The following is a 20,586-nucleotide window of genomic DNA, read 5'->3' as shown; positions in this document are numbered from 1 at the left end:
GGGGTTCAACGCCGCATCATGCGGCGCGGATGCGAGATCGTCGAGTCTGAAGCTTGTTCCTTTGCTCGGTTGGCATTAGGATAATCATTATCATTTGGTGCTGAACGAGAAGGGTGGTCGCGACCTGTCGCGCGCCCGTGGAGACATATTGATGACCCTGCGCGATCTCGCCGCTGGTGAACTGGGCCGGGTTCTGGGTTTTGCCCCCGGCAGTCGGGCGTATCGGGCGCGGCTGCTGGCCATGGGGCTCACGCCCGGAACGGATTTCGCGGTCGTGCGCTTCGCGCCATTGGGCGATCCGGTCGAGATCCGCGTTCGCGGCTTCGCCCTCAGTCTGCGCCGAAACGAAGCCAGTGTGGTGCTGGTCGAGAGGCGCGCCGCATGAGCAAGCGGGTCATCGGCCTGGTCGGCAATCCGAATTGCGGCAAGACCACCCTGTTCAACCTGCTGACCGGCTCGCGCCAGCGCGTCGGCAATTGGCCGGGCGTCACCGTTGACCGTAAGGAGGGCCAGTATCGCGACGGCGACCTCGAGGTCTCTGTGGTCGATTTGCCGGGGATCTACTCGCTGGACGTTCTGCAGGAGGATAGCGCCCTGGATGAAAAGGTCGCTCGGGACTACATTCTGTCCGGCCAGGCGCAACTCTTTATCAACATCATCGATGCGTCCAATCTGGAGCGCAATCTTTACCTGACGACCCAATTGCTCGAGATGCAGGTCCCGCTGCTGATCGTGCTGAACATGATGGACGTCGCCACCGACCTCGGCATCGAGATCGATGCCAATGCACTGTCGCGGCGCCTCGGTTGTCCAGTCGTGCCCGTCGTCGCCGTACGCGGCAAGGCCTTGGAAACTCTCCGGGAACGCATCCGCAGACTACTCGAACAAACTCGGATTGCCACCACTCGCGTCGCCTATGCACCCGCGATCGAGGCCGCAGTCGACGAACTGGTATCGATACAGGGCTCGGTGGTGCACGAGGGGCGCCAGCTCGACACGCGCTGGCTGTCGCTCAAACTGCTTGAAGGGGATGTGCCGAGCGTGCGGCTGGCGAGCCCCGCCGCCGTGCAACGGTTGCCCGAACTGCTGGCGCGTATCGAACATGAGACCGGCGAGGAGGCCGACATTCTGATCGCCGACAGCCGCTATGGCTTCATCAATGCGATCAGCCAGGACATCGTGCGCCGCACGACGCGTCTGCGGCGCAGCATTTCGGACCGTATCGATCAATTGGTTCTGAACCGCCTGCTCGGCATACCCATCTTCCTGGGCATGATGTACCTGATGTTCATGTTCACGATCAACGTCGGGGGTATTTTCGTCGATTTTTTCGATCAGATCGGGGCCTTGCTATTCGTCGATGGGCTGGCGGTAGTGCTGGAGCGCCTGCACAGCCCGGATTGGCTGTCGACGCTGCTGGCGAACGGTGTCGGCGGTGGTTTGCAAATCATCGCGACATTCATCCCGATCATTGGCTGCCTGTATCTCTTCCTGTCCTTCCTGGAAGATTCCGGCTACATGGCGCGGGCGGCCTTTGTGATGGACCGCCTGATGCATTTCATCGGGCTTCCCGGCAAGTCGTTCGTACCGCTGCTGGTCGGTTTTGGCTGCAACGTTCCGGCCATCATGGCGACCCGGACCCTGGACAGCGAGCGCGACCGGTTCCTGACGGTGGCGATGAACCCCTTCATGTCCTGTGGTGCGCGGTTGTCGGTGTATGCCCTGTTCGTCGCAGCGTTTTACCCGAGTGGCGGGCACGATGTCGTTTTCGCCCTGTACCTGGTGGGCATCGCCGTCGCGATTCTGACGGGCTATGTCCTGAAGAAGACGCTGTTGGGTGGCGAAGCGACACCCTTCATCATGGAATTGCCGCCCTACCATCTGCCGACCGCGAAAAGCGTACTGCTGCGGACCTGGGATCGCCTCAAGAGCTTCATGTTCGGAGCGGGGAAAGCGATCATCGGGGTAGTGGTCATATTGAGTTTCCTGAATAACCTGGGTCGGGATGGATCCTTCGGACACGAAAATTCCCAGGATTCGATCCTCAGCGACATCGGACGCGCCATCACTCCGGTGTTCTCGCCCCTGGGCATCACACCGGACAACTGGCCCGCCACGGTCGGCATCTTCACCGGAATTTTCGCCAAGGAGGCCGTCGTCGGCACGCTGAACGCGCTGTACACGCAGGTGGCGGCCAGCGATGCGGGTGCAGCGTCGGCCGTCGGGTCGAAACCCTTCGACTTTCTGGAGGGTCTGAAGGCGGCCACGGCGACCATCCCCGAGAATACCTGGGAGGCGTTGGGGACCTACGCCGACCCTTTCAAGCTACGCACGGTCGGCGATACCGATGCATTGGCGGAGGAGGGCACCAGCGACGTCAGTCTCGGAGCCATGGTCTCGCGTTTCGACGGGGGTATCGGGGCTTTCGCCTATCTCCTATTCGTCCTGCTTTACATACCCTGCGTCGCGGCGACCGCCGCGATCTATCGCGAAACGCACTGGCGCTGGGCCGCCTTCGTCGTCGCCTGGACCACGGGCATCGCGTATGCGGTGGCCACGGTGTATTACCAGGCGGCCACTTTCGCCCGCCACCCCGAGTCCTCCCTGATGTGGATTGGCGGGCTGACCGCGCTATTCGTCGTGGTGGTCGTGTTGCTGTGGACCGTGGGGCGGCGGGGGGAGGCTCTTGGCCCTCCGGTGCCGATGAAATCCTGATCGGGAGAGACGCGCCATGTTGCTGGTTGATCTTCGCGACTATATCGCTGCGCGCGGTCGTGTTTCGATGCGCGACCTCGCACTGCATTTCCAGGTGGAGCCCGAAGCGGTTCGGGGCATGCTGGAGCACTGGATTCGCAAGGGCAAGGTGAGCCGCGACGCGGCGTGCCCGCCCTGTGGTTCCGGCTGCTGCAACTGCGCCACCGATCTCACCGAATTCTATCTGTGGAACGGAGCCTGACGACGGGTAAGCTCAGTCGGCCGTCGGCTGCGCCGATTCGAACGATGGTGCTTCCCGGGCTGAAGCGGCCACCTCCCGCAACAACCGCCGCTTGATGGCGACGACGCGCTGTGGGTAGTCTGACGGAAAAGTCCAATAGGGGAATCCCTGGGCCGTCCGGCTCTGGTTCAGGCCGCGCGCCTCTGGCGGGATGTGGAACAGGAACTTCAGCAACACATCGCTGCTGACCCAGGGGTGGTCGTACCAAAATGCGTGCGCGCGCCGTGGCATACCCGGGATCGCTTCGGGCTTGACGTTGATCAGGTCGAAGCTCAAGCGCGCGGCGGCGCCGATCAACCAGTGAGACTCCGCCTCCGACAATTCCGAGGGGTCGGGATTGCCGAGTCTGGAGCCGCCGTGCAGCCACTTGGACAGGCCCAGCGCGGCGTCGTCGAGATTAGCGGAGACGGTGACCCGGCGGGTGGCGTCCAGATACTGCGGCAGCTCGGCAATGAACGTGCGCAGTGCAATGTCGGGTGCCGCGAGATACACTTCGCCCAGCCGCGGTGGGGATTGCGGGCGCCCGCGTCGGGACGGTCGGTGCAACGCCGCCAGGCCTGGACTGACGATTTGCGCGCCGGCGCTGTAGGCCAGCACGTTGATGTGTTCCGCGGCCGTGTGCGTCGCCAGCAATTCGTACAAGCGCGCGAAGACGGGAACTGATGCGCGTGCGTTCCGGACGTCGGTAAAGTACCTCAGGCCGCTGCCGGCTGACGGCCAGATGAAGGCCAGAACGACCGCGCTGCCGCCCGTGAAGTGGCGGAACTGCGCGGCCTGTGCGCTGGCCAGTTCGACCGTGGAATTGGAGCCGTGCACATAGATCGTTAGATCCTTGTTGCGACTTCTCGCCAAGGCGGCGTCGATCGCTGCGAGGAAGCGACGGGTGTCCGGTTGCAGATCCCCTGTGTCCTCATCTTCTCTGACGACCGCGAGTTCCTCCAGCGACTCAAGTTGCATTCTCGGGCGCATCGTGCGGGCAGGCGTCACTGACACGCGATACAACTCATCCCAGGTTTTTTCCATCGGACCGATTCGCACCGCGGCTTGCCCCACATACAGGCTCATGCCTGGCAAAATCGTGTGGACCCGGGCGCCGCGCGGTCCGACCGGCAAACGATTGGTTGCGTAGAAGACACTCACGCGATTCGACTTTTCCTCGGCGGGGGCCGTCGCGAAAGGGCTCAGTTCGCCCGAGGCGAATACTGCCGGGACCGGCATCAAGCGGGGCGCGGGTTGGCAGCCGGTGAGCAGGCTGGCCACCAGCCCCACGGATCGCAGGGTGAGGGTACGGAAGTCGGGTATCAACGGGCGCAGCACCAGTGACGAAACCGCGTCGACTAAAGGCTGGCGAGGCCGTCGCCGACGCGAAATGGTTTACGGCCCATTTTAGGCCAAGTCGCGATTGCGCATCTTCTCGGAGCGCAAGGGGGTGCTGTTCCGACCCGAGGCAGCGAACAGTTCGAGGTGCTCCGTCGACGGCAGTCGCTGTCCGGTTCCTGGCCAGCCCTCGTCCGCATTGAAGCGGTAGCGAGGGATACGGTAGCCTTGTCGCAGGGTCTGGCCACTGATTCTGCGTCGTGCCTTAAGCCTCCGCATTGCCCATTGCAACTCGCCTCGTTCGTCTCCCAATGCCTCGTCCGTACTCATGACCGATACCTATGTTCACCCCAGGCCACGGTTGCCGTTCTGGCTGCGTTGCCTGATTGCTCCGCTCGAATGGTCGATCGCGCTGATCATTCTGTTCGAAGAGTGGGGCTGGGAGCCGATGCAGCGACTGATGGTCCGCTTGGCGCGCTTGCCTGCGATCGCGGCGCTGGAGCGCCGCATCGCCTCTCTGCCGCCGGGTGGAGCGCTCGCGGTCTTCGCGCTGCCGACCCTGCTGATGCTGCCGGTAAACGTCCTAGGGGTCTGGCTGGTAGGCCAGGGACAGGCCCTGGCCGGCCCTCTCGTCATCATTGCCGCGAAACTCATCAGCACGACGCTGATCGCGCGAGTATTCACGCTGACCCGTCCGGTGCTGATGGAACTCCGCTGGTTTGCACACTTCTACGCCGGCTGGAAGCGGTGGGAAGCGGCGCTCGTAGAGCCCGTTCGCGCTTCCTGGTTGTGGCGAACCGGGCGTGAACTGCGGGGCCGGTGGCGCGCCTGGCGCGCCGCGCGTGCCAGTGTTGCCGGGGATGCACGTCGTGGGTGAGGTCGAGGTCTCACGGCCAATGTCTTGCGACTGTCGGCGATGAGGGACCGGCTCGCCGCATCAGTTCGCTACGCCCTGGCTAGCGTGGTGCTTGTGGCCGCGACGCTATTCGCGGCGCGCATTTATGACGCGCAGCGGGGGGCGCCGCTTGAACTGTGGCACCGGTTTGTCCCGCACGAATGGAAGGCCGAGCAACTCGACCAGACGGATTGGGCCGGGTATCTGGCCCAGGAAGCGTCCCTGTTCGACGAGGTGCAGCACGAGGTGACGGAGCGCTTGCCGGCGGAAGACCGGGTTCCGGTTAACCGCTACTTCACGGGCAGTCCGGTTTACCCGGGCCGCTTCCCGTCGGACTGGAATCGGTCCTACATCCTCGAGCCTGACGGTCCGCCCATCGGCGCCGCAGTTCTCCTGCATGGCCTGACGGATTCGCCCTACAGCTTGCGACACATCGCGCGGCGCTATCGGAAGCTGGGGTATGTGGCGGTGGCGATCCGGCTGCCCGGGCACGGGACCGTGCCCGCAGCACTGACTGAGGTCGATTGGCAAACCTGGCTGGCTGCGACGCGGTTGGCGGTACGGGAGGCATCCCGGCGCATCGCGCCCGGAGCACCGCTGCATCTGATCGGTTTCTCGAACGGCGGGGCGCTGGCAATGAAGTACGCGCTCGATGCCCTCGGTGACGCGCGATTCACGCGTCCGTCGCGCGTGGTGCTGATCTCGCCGATGATCGGCCTGACCCGTTTTGCGCGTTTCGCGGGGCTCGCCGGCCTGCCCGCGATGCTACCGTCCTTCGCCGAAGCGGCTTGGCTCAGTGTGCTGCCGGAGTTCAATCCGTTCAAGTACAACTCGTTTCCGGTCAACGCGGCACGGCAGGCCCACTTACTGACCCAGGCGCTGCAGCAGCGGGTCGCAGACTACGCAGGCGATGGTCGGCTGGCGCAACTGCCGCCGGTATTGACCTTCCAGTCCGTGATGGACTACACGGTTACGACTCGCGCTGTCTTGTCGGCACTGTATGATCACCTTCCGGCCAACGGCAGCGAGCTGGTCCTTTTCGATCTGAACCGGGGCGCAGAGCTCAGTCTGTTGCTATCGCCCGAGGCCGAGACGAAATTGAGCCGGATCCTGCCGCCGCCCCCGCGGCCTTATCGCCTGACCGTGGTGACGAATGCCAGGCCGGATGGTTCAGCCATGGTCGAGCAAACGACCCAGTCCGCCGAGACGACGGAACGGACCCGGCCCCTGGACATCCCGTATCCCTCCGAACTGTACTCGCTTTCACATGTGGCACTGCCCTTTCCGCCGGATGACAGCCTGTACGGCCGTCGACCCGATCCGCACGAGGATTTCGGCATCCACCTCGGTACACTGGCGCCGCGGGGCGAGCGCGGGGCGTTGGTAGTCGGCCTGGATGCGCTGCTGCGCGCGACCTGTAATCCCTTCTTCGACTACATGGCCTCACGCATAGAGGAGGGTATCCCGCGGCCGACGCCGGCCGCGGCGGTCGGTCCTTAGGAAAACTTCAGGATTGACGCAGAACTTTCCGCGATGCAGGGATGACTCGCCCGGACCCAACGTTGTCAACGTTCGACCCGCTGCGGTGAGGCGAAACCGCGTTCTGTCTCACCCGCTCCGAACAAAACCAGGATGGGTTTTGTTCAGAGTTTCCCTCGGAAACTAGCACGCGGTGCCCCACTGGATTCGGAATGTCCGCTGGTGCACCGGTCTACTGGCGCGAAACGGAGGGCGGCCGCTGTGCTAAGTTACGCGCCTCGCGCAACGACCCAGATCTGACCCGATGACCGATATCGTCCCCTTCGAGCGAATGCCGGTGAAGGATTTCACCGAAAAGGCCTACCTCGACTACTCCATGTACGTGATTCTCGATCGGGCGCTGCCGGCGCTGGCCGATGGCCTGAAACCGGTGCAGCGGCGGATCGTCTATGCGATGTCCGAGCTCGCCCTGGGCCCGCAGAGCAAGCCCAAGAAATCCGCCCGCACGGTGGGTGACGTGCTCGGCAAGTACCACCCCCATGGCGACATGGCGTGTTACGAAGCGATGGTGCTGATGGCCCAGCCGTTCTCATATCGCTACCCGCTGATCGACGGCCAAGGCAACTGGGGTTCGCCCGACGACCCCAAGTCGTTTGCAGCGATGCGCTACACCGAGGCGCGGCTCACGGCTTATGCGCAGACGCTGCTCGCGGAGCTCGAGCAGGGCACGGTGGATTGGGTGCCGAATTTCGACGGAACGCTGGAAGAGCCGTCGCTGCTTCCGGCGCGCCTGCCCAATCTGCTGTTGAACGGAACCTCCGGCATTGCCGTCGGCATGGCAACCGACATCCCTCCGCACAATCTTCGCGAGGTGGTCGCGGCCTGTATCCACTTGCTGGATCATCCGCAAACCGGTGTCGAAGCCCTTTGCGAACTGATCAAGGCGCCGGACTTTCCGACCGAAGCCGAGATCATCACGCCGCGGGCCGACATCGTGCGCATGTATCAGACCGGGAACGGCTCGATCCGGCTGCGCGCGCGCTATGAAGCGGAGGACGGCAACATCGTCGTAACGGCGCTGCCCTACCAGGTTTCGGGCGCGAAGGTTCTGGAGCAGATCGCCGCGCAGATGCAGGCCAAGAAACTGCCCATGATCGAGGATCTCCGGGACGAGTCCGATCACGAGAACCCGACCCGGTTGGTGATCATGCCGAAATCGCGGCGCGTCGAGGTGGATCAGGTCATGTCGCATCTGTTCGCGACCACCGATCTGGAGCGGAGTTACCGGGTCAACCTGAACGTGATCGGGCTGAACGGCAAGCCGCAGGTGAAGAATCTGCAGGAGATCCTGGCCGAATGGCTTCAGTATCGCACTACGACCGTAAGGCGCCGGCTGCAGCATCGCCTCGACAAGGTGCTTGCGCGGTTGCACGTCCTCGAAGGCTTGTTGATCGCCTTCCTGAACATCGACGAGGTCATCGCGATCATCCGCCACGAGGACGAGCCCAAACCGGCGCTGATGAGGCGTTTCGGCCTCACCGATATCCAGGCGGAGGCGATCCTTGAACTGAAGCTGCGCCATCTGGCAAAACTGGAGGAGATGAAGATTCGCGGTGAGCAGGCCGATCTGGAAGCGGAGCGGCAGAAGCTGGAGGCGACGCTGGGTTCGCAGCAAAGGCTGAACACGCTGATCAAGAAGGAGTTGACCGAAGATGCGGCGAAGCATGGTGACGCGCGACGTTCGCCGATCGTCGTGCGCAAGGCGGCTCAGGCGATCGACGCGACGGCCTTGGTCGGCAATGACCCGGTTGCGATAATCCTTTCCCAGAAGGGCTGGGTGCGTGCGGCCAAGGGCCACGACGTCGACCCGACAACGCTGACCTACCGCTCGGGGGACGGCTTTCTGGCAGTGGCGCTGGGGCGGTCGAACCAGCCGGCGTATTTTCTCGACTCCACCGGACGCAGTTACAGCCTGCCGGTGCATGATCTGCCCTCGGCCCGGAGCCAGGGCGAGCCCCTGACCGCCAAGCTGAACCCACCCGCAGGGGCGCAGTTCAGGACCGTCATGGCCGGCGGCGAGGACGACTGGCTGCTGATGGCGACCGACAGCGGTTATGGTTTCCTGGTGCAGCGGGGTGAACTGAATGCCAAGAATCGAGGCGGCAAGGCCCTGCTGACCGTGCCGGAAGGCAGTCAGGTCCTCGTGCCGGTGCGTGTTTCCGACCCCGAGCGGGACTGGATTGCCGTCGCTTCGCTGCAGGGCCGGTTGCTCCTGTTTCCGGCTGCAGACATTCCCAAGCTGAACAAGGGCAAGGGCAACAAACTGATCGAGATCAAGCCGGCGGATCTCGCGACGCGCGAGGACCATATCGTCGCGCTCGCCAGCGTCGCGCCCGATTCGGCCCTGAAGGCCCAGGCAGGCAAACGCGGCCTGACTCTGCAGTTGGCGGACCTCGAACACTACCGAGGCCCGCGCGGACGGCGTGGCAACCATTTGCCCCGGGGATTTCAGCGGGTCGAGTCCCTGGAGGAGGTTCCGAGGGGTCTGCCGCGCTAGAGCGCCGGTAGCCTCTGAGGCGGCCGGCGGTGGGTGTCGACCGCACCGGCTGCCGCGGCGCTGATGTAAAACTTTTGTAGCCTTGCCGGCCGGGGTGTGGACGGTGGCAGGTCGAATCGCTATGCTCGCGGTTTGATTTTTCTCGAAAACGGCAATTCCCATCTACATTGGCAACCGTTCTTAAGACCACGGATGATGCGGCGGTTCCTTCCGCACCGATCGTTCCTGCGAATAGCTACGACCGTTTCGCGGAGTTGCTGGTCCAGCGCGGGAAGATTCGCGATACGGATCTGGCGCGCGCGCGCCGTCTCGCCGCTCAGGCCGACGATCTGCGGCTACCTGCCCTGCTGGTCAAGCTGGGCGTGGCATCCGAACGCGATGTCGCCGAGGCCCTGGCCGAGATCAGCGGACTGCCACTGGTTGCCCCGGCCGACTATCCCGAGGCGTCACCGTTGCCGGACACGGTGCCGATACGGTTCCTCAAGGAAAATCATGTCATTGGGCTAGCCTACGGTGACGACCGGGCACTGTTTGCGGTCACCGACCCTTTCGACGAACCGCTATTCCATGCTTTGGATCTGGCCTTCGAACCACCGGTGCGTGTGTCGGTCGGAATCGCGGCGGAGATCGATCGGGCGCTGGAGACCCAGATCGGGACGGGCAAGAGTGCGATGGGGCAGATCGTCGCCGATCTCGCCGGAGATGGTGACATCGACGAGGCCGATGTCGAGCATCTGAAGGATCTCGCTAGCGAAGCCCCGGTGATCCGGATGGTCAACCTCATCATGCAGCGGGCGGTAGAGTCGCGTGCCTCGGACATCCACGTCGAGCCTTTCGAAGAGCGGCTGAAGGTGCGCTACCGCATCGACGGGGTCATGCGGGAAGTCGAGGCGCCCCCGGTCCGTTCGACCGCGGCGGTGATCTCGCGCATCAAGATCATGGCCAAGTTGAATATCGCCGAGCGGCGTTTGCCGCAGGACGGGCGCATCAAGTTGCAGGTGCAGGGCAAGGAACTGGATCTGCGCGTATCGACCGTACCGACGATGTACGGCGAAAGCGTCGTGATTCGCTTGCTGCACAAGGAGAGCATCGTCTTCGATTTCTCCTCGTTGGGCTTTCAGGGCGCGGCGCTCGACAGTTTTCTGAATGTGCTGGCATTGCCGCACGGCATTATCCTGATCACCGGTCCGACCGGCAGCGGCAAGAGTACGAGCCTGTATACAGCGCTGCACAAGATCAACACCCCGGAGCGAAAGATCATCACCGTTGAGGATCCGGTTGAATACCAGTTGGAAGGCGTCAACCAGATCCAGGTCAAGCCGCAGATTGGCCTGAACTTCGCCAGCGCGCTGCGCGCGATCGTGCGTCAGGATCCGGACGTCATCATGATCGGTGAGATGCGCGACCTCGAAACGGCGCGAATCGCCGTGCAATCGGCACTGACCGGTCACTTGGTCTTGTCGACGCTGCACACCAACGACGCTGCGGGCGGGGTGACCCGGTTGCTGGATATGGGCCTCGAGGACTATCTGATTGCGTCGACCGTCAATGGCATCCTGGCGCAGCGCCTGGTCAGGCGGTTGTGCCAGGACTGTCGCCAACCGTATCCGGTCCTGCCGGAAGTCGCGCATGAACTCCGTCTTCGGACGTGGCAGCCGGATGGCGATCTGGTCCTGTACCACGCCGGCGGGTGTGAGCGTTGCGAAAACTCGGGATATCGCGGCCGGCTGGCGATCGTCGAATTCCTGGTCATGAGCGATGACTTGCGTCGCCTGGTCATGAGCCATGCGCAAGCCCGACAGATCGAGGAGCGGGCTATCCAGGAAGGAATGCGGACGATGTACGACGACGGCATTCGAAAGGCCTTGGCGGGTTTGACGACGGTGGAGGAGATCCTCCGGGTTACGTCGAGCGACTGATCCCATGCCCTTGTTTTCCTACAAGGCCGTCAGCCGTGACGGCGAAGCCATGGAAGGAGAGCGCGAGTCGGCAGACGAAGCGACGCTGGTGGCCGCACTGCAGGCCGAAGGCTTTATCCCAATACAGGTCAGGCTCGCCGGGGCGCGGCTGCTGCCCTGGGGCGGGTCGCGGGCATCGCGGCTCAAGCTGAGCCACAAGGAGATCATGCTTTTCACGCGGGAACTGCTGACGCTGCTGCAGGCGGGGTTGCCGCTGGACCGCGCCATGGCCGTGCTGCTTGACCTGACGGCGCACGAGCCGAAGCTGAACGCACTGCTCGATCGCGTGCTCAAGGCGGTCAAGGGAGGCACCCAGTTATCCGAAGCGCTTGATGCACAAGGCGGCGTCTTCTCCCGTTTCTATGTGAATCTAATTCGTGCCGGCGAGGCGGGCGGTGCACTGGAACAGGTTTTACAGCGCCTGACGGAATACCTGGAGCGCTCCAAGGAGCTGCGCGACACGGTGGTCACGGCGATGATTTATCCGGCAATTCTGCTGGTGATGGCCACGCTGTCCCTGATGGTATTGCTATTGTTCGTCGTGCCGCAGTTCATGGAATTATTCGAGAGTGCCGGCAAGGAGTTGCCGCTGCCGACGCAAATCGTCATCGCGGTGGCTGAGGGCTTGCAGAACTGGTGGTGGTTGATCCTGCTGGTCGTCGCCGGTATCGTGCTGATCCTGCGAAGCCAACTGGCAGACCCGCGTCATCGCCCGGCTTTGGACCGGCGCCTGCTGTGGGCCCCCCTGGTCGGTGAGCTGATCCGGAAACTCGAGACATCCAGCCTGAGCCGGACACTGGGCACCCTGCTGCAGAACGGCGTGCCGTTGTTGACGGCCATGGCAATCGTTAAGGAAACACTCAACAATCGGGCTGCCGCCGAGCGGGTCGAGGCCGTCGTCGGTGTCATAAAACAGGGCGGCGGGCTTTCCGCCCCGCTGGCCGAAGTCGGGTGGCTACCGGACCTTGCGATCCAGATGATCAAGCTGGGTGAGGAGTCCGGCCACCTGCCGGAGATGCTCGAGCGTGTCGCCAATACCTACGACAAGGAAGTCAGGATAACCGTCCAGCGTTTGCTGGCGCTGCTCGAGCCCATACTGATCGTCGGCCTGGGCGTGGTCATCGCCGGCATCATCGCTTCCATCATGATGGCGATCCTCAGTGTCAATGACCTGGCCTTCTGATGGTGGATGGCGTTCGGCATCGGCTGGCTTCACTTCCATTAGATTCGAACAACTACTCTACGGAAAACACCATGCGCCAACGAAATATACCGAGGGCCCAACAGTCAGGCTTTACGCTGATCGAACTCCTGGTCGTGCTCGCCATCATCGGCCTGCTGGCCGGTTTGGTCGGGCCACAAGTCATGAAGCACCTCGGCGAATCGAAAACCAAGGCTGCCCGCTTGCAAATCGAAGAGTTGTCCTCGGCAATCGACATGTACCGGTTGGATGTGGGTCGATATCCCGGTCCCGACGAAGGCTTGCAGGCGCTCATTGAACAGCCCGCCAGCGCCCGTGTCTGGAACGGGCCGTATCTGCGGAAAAAGAAGGTGCCGCTCGATCCGTGGAACAATCCGTATCATTACGTGGTGCCGGGACAACACGGCAAGTTCGACTTGTTCTCGCTGGGCGCGGACAACGCCGAGAGCGGCGAGGGCGAAGACCAAGACATTCTGGGCTGGGAGTAGGCTCTTTGGGTCATCCGCGGAGCCCGGCCACGGCAACAGGGTTCACGCTTTTCGAGATGCTGCTGACGCTGGCCTTGGCGGCCGGCTTGACCTTGATCGCGATGCCGAATTTCGGGCCGGCGATTGATTCCGCACGGCTCAAGTCGACCTCGCGGGATGTGGTGTCCGCGCTGCGGCACGCACGCAGCCTGGCGTTGCGGCAGCGCCGGGAGATCCGGTTCACGCTGGATATCCATCAGCACATTTACACCCTTTCCGACAAGCCGAAGATCTATCGATTGCCCGAGACTATTGAGTTGAAACTGTTCACCGCGGATTCGGAGATCATCGATCAGGGCCGAGGTAGTGTCCTGTTCTTCCCGGACGGTTCGTCGACGGGGGGGCGCGTGACGCTGGTAGCCGGTCCGCGTAAGCGGCTAATCGACATCAATTGGTTGACAGGGTACGTGAGCCTCACCGAAGAGGACGCCGGGTGATGCGCCGGGATGTTGTTAGCTTTCGCCATCTGCGCTGGCACCAACCACGTGTCTGATGGGGCTTGTGCTCGCCCGCGTCCGCCGGACGGGGGGTGTGGGGCTCCCCTTCCAGGCCGTCAAGCCGGCTTCTCGCTGCTGGAGACGCTGGTCGCCTTCTCGGTCCTCGCCATCTGTCTCGGTGTCGTGCTGCGGGTGTTCGGCGGGGGTGGGCGAGCTGCGGTTCTGACCGACGGGTACGCCCGCGCAACGACAATTGCCGAGTCGTTCCTGGCGGCGTTGGGCACGGAAAAGGAATTGCGGCTGGGACGGCAGGACGGCCTGCTGGCCGGTGGGTACCGCTGGACGGTTCAGGTAGCGCCGCTACCGGTGGATACGGAGCAGATCAGCGCCATGAACTTTGCCTTCATGCCGTACTGGGTCGAGGTCACGGTGACTTGGGGTGAGGAGGATTCTCGTTCGGTCAAGCTCAACACCGTGCGGCTCATGGCGAACGACACTTCGACGCCCGGCCAGGGTCCGCGCGGGCCAGGACGCGCGGGCGGGCCGGGTGGTGCCGGAGGACAGGGCGCCGGTGGCGGTCCAGGCGGCGGCTCAGGGGGCGGTGGGCAAGGCGAGGAGGGAGCAGAATGAGATCGAATGGCTTCACGCTGCTCGAAGTGCTGATTGCGACCACCTTGTTGTCGATCATGATGGTGCTGCTGATGGGCAGTTTGCGACTCGGCGCCAGGAGTTGGGACCGGGGTGAGGAACAGATCGATCAGACCAGCCAGATGCTGGTCGTTAGCTCCTTTTTCCGTCGCCACCTGACGAATGCGATCCCGTGGCGGATGATGGAGCAGCAGCGGCCGGAGCCGATGTTCAGCGGCTCGCGTGATGCCATCGAGTACATAGGGCTGTTGCCCGCGCAGATCAAGTCGGGTCTGTATCGCTTCCGGTTCTTCGTGGATCGACGGCGCGACCGAACCGGACTCAAATTGTCGGTCCGGTCGGTGGATACGTCCGGTGAGGCGGAGCCGATCGAGGATCTGGAGGTGTTGCGGGACGTCGAGGAGGTGCGCTTTGCGTTCCTGGCTCCGCGGGCGCCGGGAGATCCACCGGTCTGGGTCGAGGAGTGGACCGACGAGATGATGCCCACGGCGATATCTATCCGCGTACGGGTCCGCGGCCAGGAAGCCTGGCCGGCTATCGTCATCGCGCCTCGCATCGAGCCACTCGCGTGATGTGCCCTAGGCGCCGCCGACAGGGTGGCATCGCCATGATGATGGTCCTGTGGGTGCTTTCGGTGCTGACGATCATGGCTGGAGGCTTCGCCGTGTCGACGCGACGCGCCCTGGATCAGTCCCAGTCGGCGCTCGCGGCGTCGGAGGGGCAGGCGCTGGCAGATGGGGCCATCAACTACGCGATGTACATGCTGAGTCATCCCGATCCCAAACAGCGCTGGGAAGGCGACGGAAGACCCTATACGGTGCGCTTTCCCACCGGTGAGGTGCGGGTGCGGGTCAGCGACGAAAGTGGCAGGCTGGACCTCAATGTTATACAGGAGGCGACTTTGCGGTCGTTTCTGACGCGTGCGCTCCGTGACTTGGAGTTGGCGACCCGCCTGACCGATGCGATTCTGGACTGGCGCGATCAGGACGGAATCAAGCGGCTGCACGGGGCCGAAATCGAGGATTATCGGGCCGCGGGTAAGAACCCGCGACCGCAGAATCGACCCTTTGCCGCTCCCGAGGAGTTGGCGGGAGTGTTGGGCATCACGCCAGCTATCGCGAAGCGGCTCGCCCCCTATTTCACGATCTGGTCGGGACAGGACGGATTGAACCCCTACCGGGCGACCGAGGAGATGCTGCGTCTGGTGTTTGCGGACAACGAGAATCAGGTCGTGCAGTTGATGCAGTTGAGGAGTCTGCCGCCGGGTGAGCAGCGCCCGCAACTGAGCCTCACGCCGCCTCCGGACATTAAGTTTACGCAGACTCAGGACGCGGCCTATCGCATCACCGCGGAAGTGGTCAGCGCCGGAGAACAAACGGCTGCGGTCGAGGCCGTCATCCGGCGCGGCGGCAGCCGTGGGGGTGGTCCGTTTGCGTTCGCGGTCTGGCGTCCGATCATGGCCGCCAAGCAGCCTGACGAAGAGAGCCTCGGGATGCGGCCCGAACGTCGGCGGTTGCCGTGAACGTCTGGCTGGAACAGCCCGAACTGATTGGACGCCAGCATCTCCGAAGGCCGGCAGGTGATGCGGTTCAGCGACATGGCGGGCCCAGCGCGAATGCGGGCTTGGCTTCTTACCCGGTGGTGAATTCATGAGCTTCCTGACCCAACCGATCAAACTGGATGTCGCCGCTTTCTTCCAGTGGTGGGGTGACGAACTGGCTGCGTTGATTCCGACTTGGCTGAAGAAGCTGTTCGGAGGGTCCCGGCCTATTCTGATCCTCAAAAGAGCGCCCGCAGGGCTGCATGCATCACTATGGACCGCAGGCCAGATCGAGGATTTGGGGTGTTTTCCGCTGACGGAAGAGGGAAATGCACGTCGGCAGGAATTGATGCGTCAGCGCAGTGACGTGCAAAACGCCGCAGTGCTGCTGGACCTAACCCCCGAGGATTCTCTGGTGCGGCGTTTTCGGCTTCCGGCAGCTACAGCGGAAAACCTTTTCCAGGTTGCCGGTTTCGAATTGGATCGCTTGACGCCTTTCACTGCCGCCCAAGTGTATTATCATGTGCGGGTGATCGAGCGGTTGCCCGACAGCAAACAGATTCTGGTCGAGTTGGTGTTGACACCGCGTAACCGGCTGGATCCTCTGCTGGAGGAATTGAGCGCGAGCGGGTGGTTTCCGGATCGCGTCGAGATTGCTGCGGACCCCGCGCGGCGGGCGCATCAGCTCTTGCCGGAACGGTTTCAGAAGCCGCGTAAACGGCTTCCCAAGATACTGAATTCTGGCCTCGCTGTGCTGCTCCTAAGTCTGGCTTTGCTCATCGGGATACTGCCCATTTGGAGGGATTACCAGCGATCCTCCGAGCTGGAGCAGGAGGTTCGCAAAGTCAGCAAAGTCGCCAAGGAGGTGGAAACGCTGCGCCAGGATGCCGAGAAACTGTCGCGGGAGGCGAGTTTCCTCACGAAACGGAAGCGCTCTGAGCCCGCGATGGTCGATGTGATAAACGAACTGAGCCGGGTCATTCCGAACAACACCTGGTTGTATGGCCTTCAGTATAAAGACCGGCGGCTGGTGATGCAGGGACAGTCCCCGTCGGCGTCGAGCCTGATCGCGGTGATGGAGGCTTCTCCTTACCTCCATAACACCAGCTTCGTATCTCCCGTTACCAAAGACGTATCCAGTGGCTTCGAACGGTTCCAAATTGCCAGTCAGGTTCTCAATGGCCGGTTTGCGGGTTCCAAACCTGAAGAATCGGGTGGTCGAACTCAAGAGTCTGAGTAGGGAGCGGTTGCTGGCGGTTGGTTTGCTGCTGTTCGCAATATTGCTGATATACATGCTGGTATTTTCGCCGCTGCTAGCGCTCCGCAAGGAATATTCCGAGTCGGTCGACGAGTTGGAGTTCCGCCTGGAGCGTTATCGCAAGATCGCGGCCGAGCGACCGCTTTGGAGTCGGCGGGTAGAGGAAATAAAACAACATGGGCGCGTTTCCGAACAATACATTGCGAAGGAAACTCCGGCACTGGCCTCGGCAGACTTGCAGACTTTGATCAAGGAAATCGTGACGACGTCCGGCGGTGAACTGATCAGCACGCAGGTCGTGCCGGAGCAGCAGGAGGAGCAGTTGACGCGCATCGCGGTACGAATTCGCATGAATGGCAGCACAAGGGTATTGCGGGACGTGTTGCATGCCGTCGAGACCTCACAACCCATTCTGTGGGTGGACAACCTGAATCTCCGGCCTATCCGGATGCCGATGCGTCCCGGATCCAAGGTTGCGCCGGATCGCCTGAGCATCGACTTCGAAGTCGTCGGCTATATGCGTGCTGGCTGATCGCCTCTATGAAGTGGCTTGCGAAATACCCCGATTACTCGCTGACCTTCCCGCTCGCAATCGTTTGTCTCGCGCTCGGTGTCGGGCTCGCGGTGGAACTGGTGCTGTTGCAGCGGCCGGACAGGGGGCAACCGGCCCCGGAGGTAGGCTCTTCGATTTCGGAGCCAGATCCCGCAGCCAATGACGACGAGGCGTTCGAACTCCCGTCCGTAGAGGAATTCAGCGACTTTGTCGAGAGGCCGCTGTTCATCGAGGGACGCAAGCCCCCCCCGGAAGACGAGCAGAAGCAGGCGGCGCAGGCGCAGGATACAACGCCGCTCAATCTGAAGCTCATGGGCGTCATGTTCAGCCCCAGCGGCGAGATGGCCATTCTGGCGGAGGCGTCAGGCAAGAATCGCCGGGTCAGAAAGGGAGGTTCGATCAGCGGCTGGCGTCTGGTCGACCTGAAGACGGATCGCGTGACGGTACAACGCGGTGATGAGCGGCAGGACCTTCCGCTCCTTAAGCCAAAACCCAAGACCGCGAGCGCAGCAACGCCCCCCGGACGCCCGCGGGGCCCGGTTCCGGGAGGACCGCTCGGCCGGGGGGCGCAGCCACCGCCGGATGTTCCCGAGCCGGACCCGGAAGATCTCGATGCGTCCGGCGACGGTGGGGACCCAGCGGCGGAAGAGGATATGAATGAGGCCGGCGACGAAATGCCTGAGGGCGAGGAATAGGCCGTAACACGAACATGTTGTCGAAACACACACGAAAGACTGCTGTTGCAACGCTGGCGCTGCTATTGGAGAGCGCGGGCTGCAAGTACCTGGGGCCGAGCATGAGCGAGGGACAGGACTTACCCAGGAACCTGATGATCGAGGGCGTAAAGGCGCCTGTGCCGCGTCCCGTGAAGGAAACCATCGAAGGGACCGACACTCTCAAGCAGGCTGAATACTTTCCAGCGACGGGGCCGGCCGTCGGCCGGCCCGAAGAGCGCGTGCGACGTACTGCGAAGGAGGGGCGATTCACGCTGAATTTTGATGACGCCGATGTCAGCGAGGTGGCCAAGGCGGTGCTAGGCGACATTCTCAAGGCCAACTATGTGATCAGCCCGAAGGTGACGGGTAAGGTCAGTTTGCAGACGGCGCGGCCGCTGGCCGAAGATGAGCTGATTCCAACCCTCGAGATGGTGCTGCGGACCAACGGTGCTGTGCTCATTGGCAGCCGCGGCTTCTATCGAATCGAACCGGACGCGAACGCGGTCATCAATGCGCCCGGGGGCGGTGTCGGCGCGCATGGCGCGATGGTGCCAGCGGGATTCCAACTGCAGATCGTGCCGCTGCGGTACGTCAGCGCGCTGGATATGCAGAAGGTTCTCGAACCGTTGATGCCGCCCAAGGCGATCATCCGTGTCGACAATCTCCGTAACTTGCTGCTGCTGGCCGGAACCTCGGACGAACTGGAGGCGGTCATGGACACGGTCCGCCTGTTCGACGTCGACATCATGCGCGGCATGACAGTGGGATTGTATCCTCTGAAGAACGTCGAGGCTGACGTGGTCTCCGAGGAATTGAGCAAGCTGTTTGGCGATGAAGGCAAAGGCGCGGTCGGGGGCATGCTGCGCATGCTGCCGATACAGCGCCTTAATGCCATCCTCGCCGTATCGCCGCAGCCACAGTATCTGCGCGAAGTGGAAAACTGGGTGGAACGTCTCGATCGCTACAACACGAACAAGGCCGGCGGTGTGCACGTCTACCGTGTGGAAAACGTGGATGCCGTCCAGTTGGCCGAAACGCTGAGCAACATTTTCGGACAGGCTGGCGGCGCGGGCTCACGAGGGTCGGTGGCACCCGGTTTTTCCGGTTCCGAACTCGGCGGCGGGCGCTCCGGCAGTCTGTTCGGCGGGCGTTCCGGAAGCAGCGGCTTCGGCAGCAGTTCCGGCAGCAGCGGCTTCGGCAGCAGTGGCTTTGGCAGCAGCTCCGGCGGCAGCGGCTTCGGCGGCAGTTCAGGCAGCGGCTTAGGTTCCGCGTCAGGGAGCGGGTCAAGCGGTTTCGGCGGCAGTGGTACGAGCGGCTTCGGATCCTCGTCCGGGTCGAGCGGTTTCGGTAGTGCGAGCGGCAGCTCAGGCGGTCTTGGTGGATCGTCAGGGACGGGTGGCGGCGGCTTCGGTTCAGGTTCCGGCAGTTCGACGAGCGGCTTCGGCACGGGATCGGGTGGCGGTGCTGCCGGCACGTCGGGGAGGCGAGCAGGACAGGGCTCCCAGGCAGCGGACCTGGGCACGATGCGGATCGTTGCGGACTCCTCGAACAATTCGCTGATCATCGTGGCGAAGGCGCAGGAATACCGCCAGATCATGGAGGTCATCAAGGAACTGGATCGGATGCCGCGGCAGGTGCTGATCGACGCCACCGTCGCGGAGGTCCGGCTGATCGGGCAACTGCAGTATGGTCTGCAATGGTTCGTCAACGGTGGCTCACAGGGGGCGTCATTATTGCAGAACAGCGGAGGTAACGCGCTGCAACCGCTGCTGACGGCGATGAACGCCGCACAAGCCACTCCCGCGGGCCTGACCTACTACTCGATCGTCAACAATTCGCAGAACATTCGCGTCCTGCTGAAGGCGCTCGCGGAGCAGAGCAAGCTCAACGTGCTGTCGACGCCCTCGCTGATGGTGCTGAACAATCAGGAAGCGCAGATCGTGGTCGGCGACCAGGTGCCGATCCAGACCTCTGCGACGACCAACACCAGCGGTGGATCGAGTCCGCTGATTACCAACAACATCCAGTACCAGCAGACCGGCGTCATCTTGAATGTCAGGCCCCGCGTGAATGCCGGTGGATTGGTGGTACTGGAGGTGAACCAAACAGTCTCGCAACCGTCGACCAATACGATCTCGAACATCGATTCGCCACAGATTTCCAACCGCACGATCAAGAGCACGGTGGCCGTGAAGGATCGGGACACGCTCGCACTCGGCGGGTTGATCCAGGACAACCGTCGCGAAGCCCAGCAGGGAATTCCGTGGCTATATCAGTTGCCAATCATCGGCGCTCTGTTCAGTCAGACGAGCCGCAGTACCGAGCGCACGGAACTCGTCGTGCTGTTGACACCGCATGTCGTCGGCGACGAAACCGACTCACGCAATATCACGAATGAGTTCCGTCGGAAGCTGAAGGGTCTCAACAAGCCCCCCGTCGAGAACGGCAACGCTGACGACGCACCCGACCAAGAGGGCCGGAAAGGACCGCAAGCGCTCAACTGAC

General features: G+C 62.8%; 19 protein-coding genes. 17 read left to right on the top strand and 2 right to left on the bottom strand.

Translation table 11 applies throughout. The features are described 5' to 3' along the window. The first annotated feature begins 151 nt into the window (after positions 1–151). From ACW73L_RS10205 to ACW73L_RS10195, 3 genes are read left to right on the top strand one after another with little or no spacing between them, the layout of a single operon-like run. Complete coding sequence (locus ACW73L_RS10205) at positions 152–385, top strand: FeoA family protein (protein ID WP_498921804.1); 234 nt, start codon at positions 152–154, stop codon at positions 383–385. Next, positions 382–2,715, top strand: coding sequence for a Fe(2+) transporter permease subunit FeoB (feoB, locus tag ACW73L_RS10200; protein WP_498921803.1), 2,334 nt, complete (start codon positions 382–384; stop codon positions 2,713–2,715). Before ACW73L_RS10205 ends, feoB begins: the two co-directional genes overlap by 4 nt. 16 nt (positions 2,716–2,731) lie before the next feature. Beyond that, a complete protein-coding gene (locus ACW73L_RS10195; protein ID WP_498921802.1) occupies positions 2,732–2,956 on the top strand; it encodes a FeoC-like transcriptional regulator in 225 nt (74 codons plus the stop codon). Between the two features lie 12 nt (positions 2,957–2,968). Here the strand turns inward: ACW73L_RS10195 and ACW73L_RS10190 are convergent, their stop codons facing one another. Both ACW73L_RS10190 and ACW73L_RS10185 read right to left on the bottom strand, forming a co-directional pair. Continuing rightward, on the bottom strand, positions 2,969–4,312 hold the full coding sequence (locus ACW73L_RS10190) for an alpha/beta hydrolase (RefSeq protein WP_498921801.1): 1,344 nt from the start codon (positions 4,310–4,312) through the stop codon (positions 2,969–2,971). A 69-nt stretch (positions 4,313–4,381) separates the two neighbouring features. Beyond that, positions 4,382–4,642, bottom strand: coding sequence for a hypothetical protein (locus tag ACW73L_RS10185; protein WP_498921800.1), 261 nt, complete (start codon positions 4,640–4,642; stop codon positions 4,382–4,384). Here ACW73L_RS10185 and ACW73L_RS10180 point away from each other — a divergent pair. The 14 genes from ACW73L_RS10180 (at position 4,641) to gspD (ending at position 20,585) form a co-directional block, all read left to right on the top strand. Then, positions 4,641–5,189, top strand: a complete 549-nt coding sequence (locus ACW73L_RS10180; RefSeq protein ID WP_498921799.1) for a hypothetical protein — start codon at positions 4,641–4,643, stop codon at positions 5,187–5,189. The genes ACW73L_RS10185 and ACW73L_RS10180 overlap by 2 nt on opposite strands. Positions 5,190–5,228: 39 nt before the next feature. Further along, a complete protein-coding gene (locus tag ACW73L_RS10175) occupies positions 5,229–6,707 on the top strand; it encodes an alpha/beta hydrolase (protein ID WP_498921798.1) in 1,479 nt (492 codons plus the stop codon). 283 nt (positions 6,708–6,990) lie between these two features. Further along, positions 6,991–9,243: a DNA topoisomerase IV subunit A gene (gene parC / locus ACW73L_RS10170; RefSeq protein ID WP_498921797.1), complete on the top strand. Its 2,253-nt coding sequence runs from the start codon at positions 6,991–6,993 to the stop codon at positions 9,241–9,243. Between the two features lie 218 nt (positions 9,244–9,461). Next, a complete protein-coding gene (gene gspE, locus ACW73L_RS10165; RefSeq protein WP_498921908.1) occupies positions 9,462–11,162 on the top strand; it encodes a type II secretion system ATPase GspE in 1,701 nt (566 codons plus the stop codon). Positions 11,163–11,166: 4 nt separating this feature from the next. Beyond that, on the top strand, positions 11,167–12,384 hold the full coding sequence (locus ACW73L_RS10160) for a type II secretion system F family protein (RefSeq protein ID WP_498921796.1): 1,218 nt from the start codon (positions 11,167–11,169) through the stop codon (positions 12,382–12,384). A 71-nt stretch (positions 12,385–12,455) separates the two neighbouring features. Next, the gene (gene gspG / locus ACW73L_RS10155; RefSeq protein WP_498921795.1) at positions 12,456–12,890 is read left to right on the top strand and encodes a type II secretion system major pseudopilin GspG; all 435 of its coding nucleotides are present in this window, start codon (positions 12,456–12,458) and stop codon (positions 12,888–12,890) included. Positions 12,891–12,895: 5 nt separating this feature from the next. Continuing rightward, the gene (locus ACW73L_RS10150) at positions 12,896–13,366 is read left to right on the top strand and encodes a GspH/FimT family pseudopilin (protein ID WP_498921794.1); all 471 of its coding nucleotides are present in this window, start codon (positions 12,896–12,898) and stop codon (positions 13,364–13,366) included. A 9-nt stretch (positions 13,367–13,375) separates the two neighbouring features. Further along, on the top strand, positions 13,376–13,996 hold the full coding sequence (locus ACW73L_RS10145; protein ID WP_498921793.1) for a type IV pilus modification PilV family protein: 621 nt from the start codon (positions 13,376–13,378) through the stop codon (positions 13,994–13,996). After that, entirely contained in the window at positions 13,993–14,586 is a 594-nt protein-coding gene (locus ACW73L_RS10140) for a prepilin-type N-terminal cleavage/methylation domain-containing protein (protein WP_498921792.1), read from the top strand. The genes ACW73L_RS10145 and ACW73L_RS10140 overlap by 4 nt, the downstream gene beginning before the upstream one ends. A gap of 35 nt (positions 14,587–14,621) precedes the next feature. Continuing rightward, entirely contained in the window at positions 14,622–15,536 is a 915-nt protein-coding gene (locus ACW73L_RS10135) for a type II secretion system minor pseudopilin (RefSeq protein WP_498921791.1), read from the top strand. 127 nt (positions 15,537–15,663) lie between these two features. Next, the gene (locus ACW73L_RS10130; protein ID WP_498921790.1) at positions 15,664–16,794 is read left to right on the top strand and encodes a PilN domain-containing protein; all 1,131 of its coding nucleotides are present in this window, start codon (positions 15,664–15,666) and stop codon (positions 16,792–16,794) included. Then, positions 16,769–17,344 carry a type II secretion system protein GspM gene (gene gspM / locus ACW73L_RS10125; RefSeq protein ID WP_498921789.1) on the top strand — a complete coding sequence of 192 codons (576 nt, stop codon included), beginning with the start codon at positions 16,769–16,771 and terminating at the stop codon, positions 17,342–17,344. The genes ACW73L_RS10130 and gspM overlap by 26 nt, the downstream gene beginning before the upstream one ends. Positions 17,345–17,352: 8 nt before the next feature. Continuing rightward, the gene (locus ACW73L_RS10120; protein ID WP_498921788.1) at positions 17,353–18,060 is read left to right on the top strand and encodes a type II secretion system protein N; all 708 of its coding nucleotides are present in this window, start codon (positions 17,353–17,355) and stop codon (positions 18,058–18,060) included. Between the two features lie 14 nt (positions 18,061–18,074). Beyond that, positions 18,075–20,585: a type II secretion system secretin GspD gene (gene gspD / locus ACW73L_RS10115; protein ID WP_498921787.1), complete on the top strand. Its 2,511-nt coding sequence runs from the start codon at positions 18,075–18,077 to the stop codon at positions 20,583–20,585. Position 20,586: the final 1 nt, after the last annotated feature.

The sequence above is a fragment of the Methylolobus aquaticus genome (genome assembly GCF_054172105.1).
The sequence above is the reverse complement of the archived record's forward strand: the minus strand, read 5'-3'. Positions and strand labels throughout refer to the sequence as shown.